The sequence below is a fragment of the Lacticaseibacillus thailandensis DSM 22698 = JCM 13996 genome (genome assembly GCF_001312865.1).
GTDB lineage: Bacteria > Bacillota > Bacilli > Lactobacillales > Lactobacillaceae > Lacticaseibacillus > Lacticaseibacillus thailandensis.
Map to the genome: position 1 here is coordinate 82959 of NZ_BBER01000003.1, position 16179 is coordinate 99137.

The following is a 16179-nucleotide window of genomic DNA, read 5'->3' on the forward strand; positions in this document are numbered from 1 at the left end:
GAAATTCGCCGGCCGGTAAGACCCCGCGCAACTTTGACCAGCCAGTCCGTCTACAAGCATTGCACTGGGATTGTCAGTACCGGGAATAAAAGCACGAAACGCAAAGCGAGGTGGCTACAATAATGCAGCTACCTCGCTTTAATGTACTCATTTTGGTGCGTTAACCCCAGACATCGTCCAGCACCACCGTCTGGTCACGTTCTGGACCCACGCCGAAGGTCAATAGGTTGACCCCGACCAGTTCCTGGATACGTTCCACGTACCGGCGCGGTGCCGCGGGTAAGTCGTCCAAACTCCGCGCACCACTGATGTCGTCGGTCCACCCGTCAAGCTCCTCGTAGACCGGCTGGCACTCACCCAGTTCCTTCAAGGTCGCAGGCATCCGGGTGATGCGGGTCCCGTCCGCCTTTTCGTAGGCTACACAGATTTTGATCTTGTCCAAACCAGTCAGCACGTCAACCGAGTTCAGGCACAGGTCGGTCACCCCAGCCACGCGGCGGGCGTGGTTAACGACCACGGCGTCGAACCAACCACGCGCCGCGGCCGCCCGGTAACCGTACCGAACTCGTGCCCGGCGTTACGGATAAAGTCCCCCGTGGCGTCGTCCAGCTGGGTCGGAAACGGACCGTCGCCCACCCGGGAAGTGTAGGCCTTGACGACCCCGACCACCCGGTCGATTCGGGACGCGCCCACACCAGTCCCGGTGGAAACCCCACCGGCTGGGTTGGAGGACGTAACGTACGGGTAGGTCCCCTGGTCGACATCCAGCATGATGCCCTGAGCCCCTTCAAAGAGGACGTTATGCCCCGCGTCCAACGCGTCGTTCAGCACCACGCTGGTATCCATAATGCATGGTGCCAGCTGCTGGCCAAATTCCCAGTACTGGCCGAAGATATCGTCGTAATTAACGGGATCCGCCCCGTAAATCTTAGTTAGCAGCTCATTCTTTTCGTCGACGTTCAACCGCAACTTCGCGGCAAAGGTGTCCCGATCAAGCAGGTCCGCCATGCGGATACCAACGCGCGCAGCTTTATCCACGTACGCCGGACCGATCCCGCGGTTAGTCGTGCCGATCTTGGCATCACCCTTCTTAGCTTCCTGCAACTTGTCCAACAGGATGTGGTACGGCATGATCACCTGCGCGCGGTCACTGATCCGCAGGTTGTCGCCCGGTACCCCCTGCTCACGCAAAGCCGTCAATTCCCGCAACAGGCTGGCCGGGTTGACCACAACACCATTCCCAATCACGGATAACTGGTGCGGATAGAGGATCCCGGACGGCACCAACCGTAACTTGTACACCTGACCGTTGGCGTGAATGGTGTGGCCCGCATTGTCACCACCCTGGTAACGCGCGATCATGTGCGCTCCCTGGCTCAGGAAGTCGGTAATCTTCCCCTTACCTTCGTCGCCCCACTGCATACCAACAATTACTGCTGTACCCATTGATAAGTCCTCCTCGATTGTAACGGAAGCAAAGTCACTCCGGTCACTGTCTGTACGTTGAACGTCGACGACGCCCAAAACAACCATAATGATAGCAGTTAAGTGGTACGGTCACAAGGGGTAGCACCCAGAATGTTCGTGTTATTTTCGATGATAGTGTCTTTGCACCCGCTTTATCGCCAATATGTCTGGTGATGTCCGAACTATCGCAAAGTAATGGCGTCGGCACCAGTGCAACAAAAAAACCGGACGCACCTGGCGTCCGGTATCGTGCTATTCTTCTGAATTATCTTGGATCCACTGTTCTTGGAGGTAAGAGTACACACTACCAAAGCTCAGGGCGAGCACCTGCACCATCTTGAAGTGTTGTGGCTCGGCCTGCGGATCACCGAACGGTAGCCAATCAAAGCCGTCCGTCGTTACGTTCGTCGGGGTCCCAATCAGCGGTTCCTTGGTCATCGCCGTCCGTAACCGGAAGACGCGGCCGAAGACCTCACCTTCACCAATCAGGTTCGCCAAGAGGTCGTCGTTCGCGTCAAAGACTCGCTCCCGGTTCAGCTTCGGCACCTGGACAAAGTGGTGCGTGGCCCCCCAAGTCTCGTACATCAGCATTGACTGCAAGTAGTCGGAGGCCACGATCACGCTATGAATTCCGCGTAACCGCAGTAACGAGTAACCGCCAAACTGGCCACCCATGTCGACAAGGGAGAGCACAACGAAGGTCTCGTTAACCGCGGCCACACGCCCAACGTAGAACTGGTCCATGCTTTGTCGCCCAACAACCGCAATCAGCGTTTCCTCGTCGCGGGCATCCCCCAGCACCTCGCTCAAATTGCCGGTGTTAAGGTGGCGGACAGTGGTGACGTGCCGCAACGTGTCGCGCTTAGCGGCCATGGCGCTCGCCAGAAACAAGTCGTAACCGTCGTATTCGAGCACTCCGAGGTTGGCAAAGTCGACCTGAATGCTACGAACATCCGTGTAGTTAAATTTATTGAGGACATTCATGGTGAAGTGGTCCTGGGTGACCTCCGTCACCTGGCCCTCAAGGTAATTCTCGATGTCAAACGCGATCACCATGACCACCTGACCGGTCCGCCGCATGTTTTCGGCGACCTGGTAGGCAATTGGTGATTCGTTATTCAACGGTAGCGCGAGGGGCGCAGCGGGCAACGCCCGGAAATCCTCTTTGGCCGCCGCGGCAATGCGAAACTCCATACTGTCAATGTCCGGACCGCCGATCTCAATGGAATCGATGGCGTCATAAGTGATGAGGGCCGCTCCGTCAGCCAACCCGGCATCGTTGTAGGTCGCAACTACGACCCCGTCGTCCCCCACCATCTGGACATAACCGGTATAAAAGTCCTCGCTATCACGCTGATAAATGTTGATCAGTAGGTGTTGCTGCTTGGCGCTACGCAAATTTTGAATCAGCGTATTCATGGCGTCACCTTCTTTCCTGTTTAGGTTGCATTCTACACCGTTCAATGGCGCGTGCAACCCCTTACTCTGTACGGTTCGAGATATTGACGAACTTATTTAAGGACTTGGCAAAAAGTAACTTCACGGTGCCGCGGGCCCCACTCCGGTTCTTTTCCAGAATGATCTCCACTTCACCTACGTCTTGCTCTTGATCATCACTGGGTGCACCACCACCCTCATCGTCATCCCCATCTTCGTCACGATAATAATCGTCACGGTAGATGAAAGCCACGATGTCGGCATCCTGTTCAATTGAACCGGACTCACGAATATCAGACAGCACCGGCCGTTTGTCCTGACGCTGTTCCACACTCCGGGATAATTGCGACATGGCAATGACGGGGATGTTGAGTTCCTTAGCCAGCTTCTTGAGCTGGCGGGAAATCTCGGACACTTCTTGCTGCCGGTTTTCACGCCCGTTGCCTTCAATTAGTTGCAAGTAGTCGACGATCACCAGGCCAAGGTCCACGTCCGGATCCCGGGCGAGGCGCCGACACTTGGCGCGAATCTCCCCCACTTTAATGCCTGCCGAATCATCAAAGTAGATGTTCATCTTCGACAAGCTGCCCATGGCCACCAGGAGCCGCTCCCACTCGTCCTGGTTCAGGTTACCAGTCCGGAGATGGGTGGCGTCGATACTACCTTCACTACACAGCATCCGGTTGACCAGCGATTCGGCGCCCATTTCCAGACTGAAGATGGCCACGGCTTTGTTCGTGTCCCGCCCCACATTTTGGGCGATGTTCAGGGCAAAGGCGGTCTTCCCCATCCCGGGACGGGCGGCGATAATAATCAGTTCGTCGTCGTGGAACCCGGTGGTCAGCTGATCCAGGTCATGGTAGCCCGTCGCTAACCCCGTTACCTGGTCGTCGTTGGTCGCCATCTTGTCGATCTCGTCCATGGCGTTCTGCAACACGTCACGAATTGCCCGGAAGCCGGTATCGCGCCCACCCTGACTGATGCGGCTAAACGTTTCCTCCGCTTCCGTCAGCAGGTCGATTGGCTCCTCGGACCCCTCGTAGCCCTTGGCCGCGATGGTTTGGGCGGCTTGGATCAACCGCCGCATGGTGGCCTTATCGTTGACAATTTTGGCGTAGTAACCGACGTTGGTGGACGTCGGCACGGCGTCAGCCAGCTCGGCCATGTACGCGACCCCACCAACATCATCCAGGTGGTTATCGCGTTCCAGTTCTTCTTTGACACTCACCACGTCGATATTAATTTCACGGTCGTTGAGCGCATTCATGGCCGCAAAAATAAGCTGGTTGGCGCGCCGGTAGAAATCATCCGGCTCCAGCACTTCTTGGGCGTCTGCCAACCGGTCGGGATTCAGTAAAATCCCACCCAAAACGGCCTGTTCCGCGTCCTCGCTGTATGGTGGTTGGCGACTTAATGTCGGTTCATCCATGGTGTTTGCCTCCGTTCTCGTGGTGCGTACTCACCGCACCGTTAGCTGGTTAAATTGTAGCATACTGAGCGGCCCACCGTTGCCCGACCATGCCGGGTGTACCTAATGAAAAAGCTCCACCCCCAGTCACGCTGGGAGTGGAACTTTTTAGTCATATCACTAACAAGGTTTAGTGCTCACGCTTGCGGAACCACAAACCGCTGAGCAAGCTCAGCAAGCCTAAGCCCAGCACGGACAACGTGGCACCACTGCGGACAGTTTGGTCGCCCGTCTGCGGCAGGGTCCGGTGTGCACCAGTAGCCGGTAGCGTCCGGGTAGTCGGCCGGTTGGTGGCCACTACCGCACGCGTTGTCGGCGTGGGGGTCACCCGCGTGCCGGTGGTGTGCGCCATCAAACGTGGCGAACTGGTCGGCGCGGTCGGTGTACTTGTGGTGCCGGTATCCGGCAAGTAGCGACGTGGCGGCGTGGGAGTACCAGGCTGCTCCTGTTGCCGGTAAACCAGCGTAATCGTCGTTGGCGTTGCGACAAACGTGCCCCATAAGGCCGCCGACCCCTGAGCTAAACCGACATAGTCATAACCACTGATTGTTGGTACCGTCACGTGGTAACCGTTACCCACGAAGTCAGTACGAACCAAAGCTGGCCGCAGGGGTTGCCCCACTTGATCAACTATCCGCACCGTCAACGGTCCCGAGACCGCGCTGGTCCCTGGTTGGCCCTGAATCAAGTCGTAAACGAGCGTGATCGTTGTTGGGTCGCTGGTAAATGTTCCGGTCAGGGCTGCCGAATCCTTAGCCGGCCCAACATACGTGTACCCAGTGAGCGTCGGTGCCGTAACGCTGTAACCATTGCCCACGTAGCCAGTTTGGGTTGTCGTCGCTCGTAGTTGCATACCGTACCGGTTCACATAACGGATGGTGAGGGGTCCCGCAGCCTCACTCGTACCTGGTTGGCCCTGAATCAGGTCGTAAACCAGCGTGATCGTTGTTGGGTCGCTGGTAAACGTTCCGGTCAGGGCCGCCGAATCCTTAGCTGGCCCAACATACGTGTAGCCAGTGAGCGTTGGCGCCGTAACGCTGTAACCATTGCCCACGTAGCCAGTTTGGGTTGTGGCTGCTCGTAGCTGCATACCGTACCGGTTCACGTAACGGATGGTGAGGAGTCCCGCAGCTGCGCTGGTCCCTGGTTCGCCAGTGGCAAAGTCGTAGCTAACCGTCACGACCTGCGCACCGCTATTAGCCATTAGCGTCGTGGCTGGCACCGCGACGAGGTCACCATTAGCAGCCGTCGTGGCCACTACCCGATAATTAGTAATTACGGGGTTAGCCACCGCCGCCAGGTCTGCGGTCGTCCCGACCAACCACTCACCAGTCGGAACCCCATCATTGACTACTGGTTGACCAGTAATCGTGCTTAGCGTCACATAACTTTGGCTGGCATCCGTAACCATGTCGCGCACCGTCAGGAAGGACACTGTGTCCACGTGGTCTGGTGCTAGCGGCTGCTGGTGCTGATCGACATAGTGGATCGTTTGACTACTCGTCGTCGGCTTGTCCGCCACAAAGTTGTGGTAGAGGTGGACCACGTAATTGGTCGTGACCCCATCGGTCGTAAACGCAATCAGGCGCGTACCGTTCGCATCTTTGGTCCCATCACTAGCCAGGCCGTAACCTGCCTGCAGGTATTCATCAATCACTGGCGTTGCATCGTAGGCACTCGTCGTCCCCACAAAGCCAGTCAGCGTCGGATCATCTGCTGCCGTGACCGTGCGCAGGTCGGTATCCGTCGTGTCGTCATGGTAAGTGACCGTGGCGCTTGCCTGCTGGTGAACGCCCACCGTGATGCCGGCGCGCAGCCCTTCCGCCGCGCTCAGCCCGTTGGCACTCACAGCCGCACTTACGTAAGCCTGCGTGCCCGGCGTTGCCGCGTCGGCCACGTGGACCGGTAGAATCAACGTCTGGGCACCACCATCCAGGTAGGCAGCGGGATCATTAAAGGTGACCAGTAAGCCAGTGACGTCCGCAAAGTTAGTCACGTCAGCCGCCACCAAGCCAGTTGGTGCCGCAGCGGTGATGTACCGCACGGTAGCTTTGCCTGCCCAGCTCATTGGTAACTGTACCGGTCCGGCAAGATGGACGTCATTTGTGGTGGTACCCCGACTAGTGGCGCTCAACTCGGCCTGATCACCCACGTATGGCAGGGTGACGTGAATCGTGACGTCCTGTAGTACTGCGCTCGTGGCGGGCGCGAACCGTAACAGATACTGCCCGTCTTCGCCAGCCCGAACCGTCACCAGGGCACCCTCGTCACCAGCAGCGTTGGCGGCCAACGCGGTGGACTGTAGCTGCACACCGCGACCATCATCATTGACCGGTGTCACCAGCGTTAACGCGTAGACCTTCTGGTTGATCGGCGTCCCCAGGATGTCCGTGACGTTCGCCAGAATTTGCACGTCAGACGCATCCGTCGGGTCAATCGTCCGCGGCACTACAGTATCCGCCTGGTTGACCGTTGAATCGATGGTGACTGCCAGCTGGGCAGCGTTGAGCGTTGCGGCTACGGTGACCGGTAACGTCAGGCGGTTGACACTATTGGGTGCCAACGCGTCACGCTTCCAGTGAATCGTCAGCAACGTCTTTCCGCCCTGTTTGGAGGCCGTAACTTGGGCATCGTTGCCTGTGTAGGCCACACCTTCTGGTAGAATCACGTAGCTAACTAGGCCGTCAAAACTTTGTAAAGCCGCCTTGTTGTTCTCGACGGTGACCACCAGTTGGTTCGCACCAACATCCACCTTACCCGCCGTTTGGTTGGCAAAGCTGAGGCTCTCGTTCAAAACCCGCGGCGTGTTTTCGGCCGGGCGCGCAATTTCGGCGGTCTTGGTGGTCATGTACTGGTTAAAAACTGCCCGTTGATCGTAGTCATCACCAGGTCTGACGGCCCTTCCGTGACCATCAAGCATGTGCACCTCAGCACCCAGATCTTCGTGCACATCAATGTGGGGTACATAGGCGACTACATAAGCGCCGTTCTCATCGTACTGCGTTTCCACCCAACCTAAACCGCAATAACCAGCGATATTAACCGTCAACCGATTACCCACTGTGCCATAATACCCAGCCTTGGGGGTCATCATGAAACAAATATTACTATAGTTTTGACCAGCGACTGGCGTCGTCCATTCAAAACGGAGCTTATCAACGCCACGAGCATTATCCAACAGACTAGATAGATCAACCCACTGACCAGCAGTATCCGTCATACCCGTAATGATTGGCGTTGACTCAAAGCCCATTTCACCCCGGTACTGCACGTAAAGATTAAATTTGGGGTCCTCCGTGAGGGCGTATGGATGACCTTCAATCCAGGCATTAGGCGCACCTACATACAACTGATTAACGTTGAGGTGATCATCAATATCATACGTGGCCTCGTACTTTTGCAATTCTCGAATCCAGCCCTCACTGGTATATTTGATGTCTGCGCTCGGGCTCGTCAGTAGGTGACTCTTGGAGTTATCAGCTTGGCCAAAGATGTAATCAGCCGTCCCTAATTGCAGCCTGAATTGCAACTGGGCGTCGACGCAACCTGGGGATCATCATTCGCGTTGGAATAGGTTGATAATTTACCGTTACCGTCAGCTGGCCCCCAAGTATAAAAGTATGCCTCACTACCATCAGTTGGGATCCCGCTCTTGGTAAAGTCGGGCACCGTGACGATCTTGGTAGTGGCAATGCTGGACTTTACTGCCTCACCGTTGATCGAGGTCGCGCCCATCAGTGCTTGCGTCGTCAATGAGGTGTTATACGCTAGATCACTATTAATTTGTGCCAAAATGTTAAACCGGTTGGCCACCAGGTTATTCACGGCGGCTGCCTGCTCGGCGATACTTGGTGCCTCAAAGTAAAAGCGCAGGGTCGTAGTCCCATCAGCATTAACCGTGACGTTGGGTGCCAACGTCGTACTATCAACGCCCTTGAAGGTCAGCCCCTTTGGTAGCATAAACGCCACCTGCACAACCGTTCCCGGCTCCAGGTACGCCTGCCCTAGTGTCTGCTTCGGGGCGGTGACCCCGACCGTGTACACGACCAGATCCCCAGCCCGGCCACTGGCCTTGCTGGTATCAATAGTGGCGTTCCCGTTAGCGTCGGTAATTAAATTACCATCCCCGTCAGTAGGCATGACCCCGTCGAACTGGCTGGCCACCCCGTAAACAGCTTTGGAGGTCACCGTCACGGTTTGCACACCACTATCCGTGATCTGGCTGCCATCAATAAATTGTGCACGCATCTGGAGCAGGGTCCCGTTAACCACCGGCCCCGACTGCGTGGTAAAGGTGAACCGCTTGGCCACAGTCAGGCCGTTTTGCGGCGTGGCAAAATTGTAAACCAGCTGGTGTTGCGCCGAATCTGACGTTGGGGTGACCCCATTAATGCCTAAGTCCATCCCCGCGGCCAACGTAAAATCGTCCGGCAGGTCCACTACTAGTTGTTGCGGCTGTCCGTCCGTCGTGATGCCGCTCACATTGAGGTTCAGGTCAAAGGCGGCCGTCTGCCCGGACTTAATGGTGTCCTGTTCCGCGTGTAAATCGAGGCTGGTCGTTGTGGCATCCACCACCGTGGCAGCACTGGTCGGTGCGGCGCTGACCGGGGCACTGGCCGCACGACTAGTCGTGGCACTGCTACCGTACTGCTTATCCGCCGCGCTGGTCGCGGCACTACTCCCAGAATTACCAGGTGTCACGCTGACCGTAGCGGCACTGCTGGTCGCACTGACAGGGGTCGCGGCCGAACTGGTCGCACTATCAGCGCTACTCGTGCTACTATCGCTACCAGCTGCCGCCGCGCTACTCGTGGATCCGCTAGTGGCCTGGTGCTGAAGTGCAACCGCACCACTAGTCACCGTCTGTGGTGCAACGGTCGTTGTCGCCGTCTGCCCATCATCTGGTGAAGCTGTATCGGCGTGTACCGGGGCCGCACCCAGAACGGTCATTGCGGTAGCAAAACCCAGCGTAGTGATGCTCGCAAACGCCAACTTTTTACCTGCTTTATACATCTTAAAATGCGTCCGCTCATCCCGTAAGGCGTATATGAGCCGCCGTAGTTGTCGTGCATCCTTCTTCTCCATAACGATTCACCCTCCAAAATTCTTTGACCACATCTCCCCAGAACCAAATTCCCACCGTGATTATAACAGAATATTACTAATATTACCGCCTAATTGTGCACCAAAAAGCAAATTAAGAAAGCGAATACAAATGCCGCTAATAAAGGGTGTCCAAAGCAACCATTACGAGCGTTTACGGTCAAACACACGGCCAATAAAAAAACACGACATCCTCTAAGAAAATGTCGTGCTTGTGCACAAGAATAACTACTTTTGTTCGCCCACGTGCACGCGAATTTTGGCTTCCACGCCCGGAGCTAACTCAACGGGAACGTTCGTGTACCCTAGCGCCCGAATTGGCTCCGGTAACTTAATTTTGCGTTTATCGATCTTCAGCTGGAACTGCTTCTGTAGCGCTTGAGCAATTTGCTTGCTGGGGATGGAACCAAAGAGCCGTGAGTCGGAACCCGCCTTGGCCGTTAACTCAACCACGGTCTTGTCGTCCTCCAACCGGGCCTTCAACGCCAATGCCTGCTCGTGCAGCTCTTCCTCGTGCCGTTCTTCGGCCTTACGCTGACCCTCAAGCTGGCTCATGGCCTGCTTGGTAGCTACTTTGGCCTTACCGTTCTTGATGAGGAAGTTCTGGGCGTAGCCATCGGGGACTTCCTTGACTTCACCGCGCTTCCCCTTACCGCGGACATCCTGCGTAAAAATTACTTTCATCTTGCTACGTCCTCTCTTTCCAAGTATTACAGGCCAATTTTACTACTTGTCTACCGTCACGCCAACGGTAGGCCTAACCTTCGGCGTCGTTTTCGGCCTCGTTGGCGGCAATGGCGTCCACCAATTGTTGCTTTGCGTCCGCCACCGTTGTATTGGCCATCTGCGTAGCCGCGTTGCTCAAGTGGCCCCCGCCACCCAGGCGCTCCATAATTACCTGGACGTTCACGTCACCCAGACTCCGGGCGGAAATACCCACTTTGCCGTCGGGACGCTTGGTAATCACAAAGCCAGCCGTGATTCCGGATAGACTGAGGAGTGTATCGGCGGCCTGCGCCGCAATGACGGGGTCGTACTGCCGGTTTTCCTCACCGGTACAGCAAGCCAGCCCGTCACCAATCATGTCCACGGTCTCAATCAGGTGGTTCCGCTGCAGGTAATTGTGCATGTTTTCCTTTAGCAACAACGATACTTTGGTACTATCCGCCCCGATGGAACGCAGGTAACTAGCCGCGTCAAAGGTGCGGGTCCCCGTACTCCGCGAGAAGTTCTTGGTGTCCACCGTGATGCCGGCCAGCATCGCCGTCGCCTCCAATTTGTTCAGCGGCGCCGCATTTTGGGGCTGGTACTCAAACATTTCGGTAATCAATTCACTCGTGGAACTAGCATACGGCTCAATGTAGACCAACATTGGGTTGTCCGGGAATTCCTCCCCACGCCGGTGGTGGTCGATGATGACCGCCCGGTTGCTCAGGCGCTCAAACAATTCTGGAGCCGTCGTGATAGACGGCTTGCTGTGGTCCACCATCACCAAGAGGCTGTGGTCGGTGGCACCCGACAAGGCCGCCTCTGGGGTAATGACCCAGTTGGCAATCTCGGTGTCACTGGTGACCTTTTCCATCAACCGCTCCACGTCGCTGTGTAGGTGGTCGGGGTTCAAGACGACGTAACAGTCCTTCCCGTTCATCTGGGCGATGCGGCGAATACCTAACGCGGACCCGATCGAGTCCATGTCTGGCTGGCTGTGACCCACCACGTAGACCTTGTCCGCCTGCTTAAATAGTTCTTGGAGTGCCTGCGAAATCATCCGTGCCCGCACCCGGGTACGCTTTTCCATCGGGTTGGTCTTCCCGCCGTAGAACTTAGCATCCCCGTCGTGGCTCTTCACAACTACCTGGTCACCACCACGGCCCAACGCAAGGTCGAGGTTACTTTGTGAGGTGGCAGCCAGCGTCGTGATATCCGTGTCACCGTACGCAATCCCCATGGAGAGCGTCAACGGCGCGTTCTGCTTACTGGTTTCCTCACGAATAATGTCGAGCACCTTAAACTTGTCGTGCGTAATCACTTCTTGCAGCGACTTGGCGTAAGCAATTAGCATAAAGTGGTCGCTATCAATACGCTTCACAAACATCCCGTACTGATTGGCCCAGTCGCTCAACGTCGTGGTGACAAAGCTGCGCAGGCCGGACACCACGGAGTCTTCCAGCCCCTGCGTCACTTCATCATAGTTATCGATAAAGATTTGGCCAATGACCAACCGTTCGGCGTTGGCCCGTTCCTCAATTTGAGCGTAATTGGTGATATCCATCAGGTAGATGACACCAATACTCTTCTGCACAACGGTTGAGAAGCGGTGGTCACCCCACGTAACCGTCTGCGCTTTGGTGTCATCCCCCGCGTTAGTGATGATCTTGGCGAGGTTCGGGTCCACGTCGTTGAGGCTTTGCCCCAAAATGTGATCCTGACCAAAGTACTGCCGCAGGAATGGGTTGAGCCATTCGATGTTGAGGTCATCATCAAACATCAGGATTCCCATTGGCATCCTGATGAGGGCTTCTTGTTCACCACGCTTAACGCGGTAAGAGAGGTCATTAATATATCTATTGGTATTCTTGGTAATCGTCGCCAGCATGTAGAACGAGGCGACTACTAGTCCAATCAAGAGGACTAGCATGATCAGCGCGACCCACAAGCGCACAAAGGCGGACGCAATTACGCCAGCCAGTGCCAACACCACCATGGCCGCCGCGCCGTAACGCAGCTGGGTGTTCTCGAGGAACGCCGGTAGCTTAATGCGATTTAAAAGATTTTTCATATTCAGCAGCTCGTGTGAGCATTTCCCCCCAATTTGGTGATACACCCGAGCTCATTTTAACATGAACTACATTGGTACACACCCACAACGTCGGAACCGGTTCCAACGGTCCCACGCAGCGCGAGCCACACCATGCTTAAATGACCTTGAGCGGCTCCTTGGCAGTCGGTGCGGGGAAGTAGCGGCTGATCAAGCGTCGTCTGCCGCCGTGATGGTGACCTCCGCCGCTGCGACGTTAGCCGCCATGTGCTCCGGCGTTCCGGCTTTGGGGATGCTCAGCACGTTACCTGAACGTAGCGCCCACGCCAACAGCAACTGGTGCCCCGTAATGTGTTTGTCCGCCGCCAGGGTGCGCAATGCTTCGGGCAACTTGATTGACAGCCCCGCACCAGAACCGTACGGTGAGTAACCAATCAGCGCCACATGGTCCAACTGCTGCCGTGGTATCAGGTCGTACTCGATGCCCCGCGCGGACAGGTTGTAAAGCACCTCGTTGGCGACCACACCCTGGCCACCAGACACCGCCAACGCCTCCTGCAAGTCCATGACGTCAAAGTTGGAGACCCCATATTGCCGGATAAGCCCTTCCCGTTGCAAATCTTGGAGGGCACCAATACTTTCAGCTAAGGGCACCTTGCCCCGCCAGTGTAGCAGGTACAAGTCCAGGTAGTCCGTGCCCAAGCGGTCCAGGCTAGCCGTGAGGGCCTTGCGGATCCCCGCACGCGTCCCGTTCCACGGGTAAAACTTGGAAATCAGGTATACCTGGTCGCGCGGGTAGCCCTGAATGGCCGTCCCCACGACCCGCTCGGCCGCGCCATCACCGTACATTTCCGCCGTATCGATTACCTGCAACCCGTGATCCAGACCATAGCGCAGGCTCTGCACCTCCATCTGGGTGCGTGTCGGACTCATCTCACCCATGTGCCAGGTACCCATTCCTAAGAACGGCACCGTGGCGGTACCAATTTTCATCGTGCGCATTACTGACCCTCCATTCGTGGTGTGTACCGCTATTGTACACTGCATCAGCTTGGTGGTGGCGGTAAATTAGAGCGCTTTCATTTTTACCCGGGCAGTTTTGCCTGTGCGCCCAGGCGCGGTACACTGATACCGGGAGTTGTTATGCAGGGAGGAGGTCCCAAATATGCGGGCAAAGGTACTGGCCTGGGTCATGATCGTTTTGAACTTGGCCCTCTGCTGGCTGGTGTTTGGCACCAACATGATGGACATGCAAAACATGACCCACGCCATGCAGCTGATGACGGGCATCATGTTGCTGGACGCAGCGATGTCGTTATTTATGGCGTACCATCAACACCATTAGCAAAAAAAAGCGGAGGCTAACCAAAGTCCCTTCCCGGGTGCTTTTGGTTAGCCTCCGCTATACGTTAGACCGTTAAAATGTTGTGCATCACGCTCGTGACCGCATCGTAATAAGCGGCACCAAACTTATCCAGGTGCACCATCAGCAAGTACAACTGGTAAAAGGGTAGTCGTTGCTCGTATCCGGGTGCCAACGGCCGTACCTGCTGGTATGCCGTATAAAATGCCGCCGTGAAGCCACCAAACACGGTCGAAATGCCAATGTCGAACTCACGGTCCCCATACAAGGCTGCTGGGTCGATCAACGCGGGTTGCCCGTCCGCGGTGAACATAAAGTTGCCGCTCCATAAATCCCCGTGTAGCAAGACCGGCGCTTCCTGGTGGTGTTGCAGAGCGTGCACCACCACGCTGCGCACCCGCTGGTACTGCTGGGCATCCGCTGCGGTCCACAACCCCTTCCGCGTGAGCTGGGCGGCCAACCGGTCAAGGCGCTCGCCCACAAACAGGTCGCTCCACGATGCGTCCAGCGGTTGGCAAAACTGATACTCGTACCCGCCGTTGGTTGCTCGAACCCACACTGCCCGTTGGGACTGGCGTAGGCGTGCAGGTGCGCCACCAACCGACCGAGGTCGGCCTGACTGCCCGTGCCGCTAGTCAAGTAGCTCAGCACCAAAAAGCCATCCCCTTCAACGGTTCCCTGCGCAATCACGCGGGGGGCGGTCACCCCGGACCGGGCAAAGGCGCGCAGTCCCGCTACCTCGCCGTCATAAAAGCTTTGTGGCTGTCCTGGTTGAACCAGTAAAAAGTAATCTTCGCCGGCCTGGGTCCGCAAGTGCCACGCTTGGTTCACATCCCCACCACTTACGGGGGTGGCCGTTGCCACTGCGGGTAACGGTAATTGTGCTAACCATGCTGCGTTCATCCAACTACCTCCTGAAAACAAAGGGCGGCGATGCTTGTTCAGCCTCGCCGCCCTATTATTAATTGCCATAATGATAATCAGCCGACGTACTGCCCTACTTTGGGTAACTTGGCCAATACTGAGTGACCATGCGGTGACTTCTTGATGGCCTCGGTCAGATCCTGGCCCGCCAAGTTGCATGGTGCTTGCCGGCAGCCCACTGCGGCACTCCCGTCACGTCGTACACCGTGCCGTCAATGGCCACGTACGCTGCGCGCCATCCACACCGTTATACTTAGCTAATTCTGCTTGCGTAAACGTCTTCTCTGCCATACTCATTCCTCCCCGGAAAAATTTATTTAATGTATATACCGGATACTGGTTATTCTACACCGCTTTGGCGAGTATGAGTAACAGCTATTAGTCGATTCGCGGTAGGTCCGGGTGACTAACAAAGTAGCCACAACCGCCGTCGACCGGCCACTTTTGCCGTACGTAATCAGCGTCCACGCTGTTATCAATGCCACTGACCACGATCACGACATCGTGCTGCCGACACTGCGCCACCAACGTGTGCAAGTGTTGCGCCGTATCCGGATCTTCCTCCGCCGCACGCAATAACGATAGTGGCAGCCGAATACCATCGAGCAACGGTAGCAATGGCTCCGTCACCTGCGCCACACTGTCCGCGTTCAGCCCGAGGACGAAGCCCACGTCCAGGTGCTGGTAGTCCGCCCGTAACGCCGCCAAGGTCATTAACGGCACGGGAGCCGCCAACAACACCCGCAACCGCGTCGGACGCTGGTTACGTGCCAGTACGGCGGCCATGTGCGCCCGGGTGCGGGTGGACTGACAATCAGCTAGGGTGAGGTGCACCGTTAACGCGATTTTGCCGGCCTCCTGGGCCACCTGTTGCACAAAGTTGTACTGATGTGTGAAGGAGCGCGGCCCCGGTACGAGGTGCCACTGGTCCGTCGTCGCCTCGTACCGGGCAGTCAGCACCTCCGTCGTCATATCGGCGTGGTTGCCGGATAGCTGCCGAACCTGCGCTGTACAGTAAGCGTACAGCTGCTGCGGCTGCACGTGCGTCGTATCGTGCAGGGTGTCGCCTTCAACGGTAATCGTGTCCCGTCCGTGTTGCTTACTTTGGTAAAGGTTATCGTCCGCACGCTTTAACAACTCGTCCAGATGGTTGTCCGTCACACGCACCGCCGTGATGCCCGCAGAAATCGTCACGCGGATCGCGTACTTGCTGGCGTGATAGGTGCTGTTCTTTACCGCCGCCCAACAAGCCCGCACGATTGCGGTCGCGGTGCGCGCCGGAATTTCATTAAAGATAATGCTGAACTCCTCACCCCCGGTGCGGTACAAACTGTGCTCCCCCGGATGCCGATCCAACTCCTTCTGCAGGGTGGTGGCCACCCCAATCAAAACCTCGTTGCCCGCTAGATGCCCGTAATGGTCGTTGACCTGCTTGAAGTGGTCAACGTCAATTGACGCGATGGTCAGTGGCTGGCCATTGGCGTGCGCGTTGTTAAAGGTCCGCGAAATATCCGCACGAAAAACCGCGTACGTTTTGGCGTTCGTCAGGGCATCATAAGTTGCCCGCCGCGCATACATTGCACTTTCCCGTTCTTCCTGCCGCATGAGGTACAGGTACAGGGCAGTGGCCAGCACCGCACAGGCGTACAACACCAAGGC

Annotated in this window: 8 protein-coding genes and 4 pseudogenes; 1 reads left to right on the plus strand and 11 read right to left on the minus strand. The window is 56.6% G+C overall.

The features are described from left to right. Nucleotides 1-160: 160 nt before the first annotated feature. The 8 genes and pseudogenes from JCM13996_RS05630 to JCM13996_RS05665 all read right to left on the minus strand — a co-directional run bounded on the left by JCM13996_RS05630 (nt 161) and on the right by JCM13996_RS05665 (nt 13235). Nucleotides 161-1446, minus strand: a pseudogene (locus JCM13996_RS05630) (adenylosuccinate synthase). Nucleotides 1447-1719: 273 nt separating this feature from the next. After that, nucleotides 1720-2886: a hypothetical protein gene (locus tag JCM13996_RS05635; RefSeq protein WP_054750332.1), complete on the minus strand. Its 1167-nt coding sequence runs from the start codon at nt 2884-2886 to the stop codon at nt 1720-1722. Between the two features lie 61 nt (nt 2887-2947). After that, on the minus strand, nt 2948-4333 hold the full coding sequence (gene dnaB / locus JCM13996_RS05640; RefSeq protein WP_054750335.1) for a replicative DNA helicase: 1386 nt from the start codon (nt 4331-4333) through the stop codon (nt 2948-2950). 169 nt (nt 4334-4502) lie between these two features. After that, nucleotides 4503-7901 carry a MucBP domain-containing protein gene (locus JCM13996_RS05645; protein WP_054750337.1) on the minus strand — a complete coding sequence of 1133 codons (3399 nt, stop codon included), beginning with the start codon at nt 7899-7901 and terminating at the stop codon, nt 4503-4505. Then, nucleotides 7880-9457: a KxYKxGKxW signal peptide domain-containing protein gene (locus JCM13996_RS05650; protein ID WP_054750339.1), complete on the minus strand. Its 1578-nt coding sequence runs from the start codon at nt 9455-9457 to the stop codon at nt 7880-7882. Before JCM13996_RS05650 ends, JCM13996_RS05645 begins: the two co-directional genes overlap by 22 nt. 246 nt (nt 9458-9703) lie before the next feature. After that, the gene (rplI, locus tag JCM13996_RS05655) at nt 9704-10159 is read right to left on the minus strand and encodes a 50S ribosomal protein L9 (protein ID WP_054750341.1); all 456 of its coding nucleotides are present in this window, start codon (nt 10157-10159) and stop codon (nt 9704-9706) included. 73 nt (nt 10160-10232) lie between these two features. Then, nucleotides 10233-12254 (minus strand): DHH family phosphoesterase, encoded by a 2022-nt coding sequence (locus JCM13996_RS05660; protein WP_054750343.1) that lies wholly within the window; start codon nt 12252-12254, stop codon nt 10233-10235. Nucleotides 12255-12390: 136 nt separating this feature from the next. Further along, nucleotides 12391-13235 (minus strand): annotated as a pseudogene (locus tag JCM13996_RS05665) (aldo/keto reductase). A 163-nt stretch (nt 13236-13398) separates the two neighbouring features. On the opposite strand from JCM13996_RS05665, the gene JCM13996_RS05670 reads away from it, so the two are divergent. Next, a complete protein-coding gene (locus tag JCM13996_RS05670) occupies nt 13399-13578 on the plus strand; it encodes a hypothetical protein (RefSeq protein WP_054750345.1) in 180 nt (59 codons plus the stop codon). 64 nt (nt 13579-13642) lie between these two features. On the opposite strand, the pseudogene JCM13996_RS12910 reads toward JCM13996_RS05670, so the two are convergent. The 3 genes and pseudogenes from JCM13996_RS12910 to JCM13996_RS05680 all read right to left on the minus strand — a co-directional run bounded on the left by JCM13996_RS12910 (nt 13643) and on the right by JCM13996_RS05680 (nt 16155). After that, nucleotides 13643-14499: pseudogene (locus tag JCM13996_RS12910) on the minus strand (fructosamine kinase family protein). A gap of 77 nt (nt 14500-14576) precedes the next feature. After that, nucleotides 14577-14811 (minus strand): annotated as a pseudogene (locus tag JCM13996_RS10450) (cytochrome b5 domain-containing protein). A gap of 87 nt (nt 14812-14898) precedes the next feature. Beyond that, complete coding sequence (locus JCM13996_RS05680) at nt 14899-16155, minus strand: GGDEF domain-containing protein (RefSeq protein WP_156321882.1); 1257 nt, start codon at nt 16153-16155, stop codon at nt 14899-14901. Between the last annotated feature and the right edge of the window lie 24 nt (nt 16156-16179).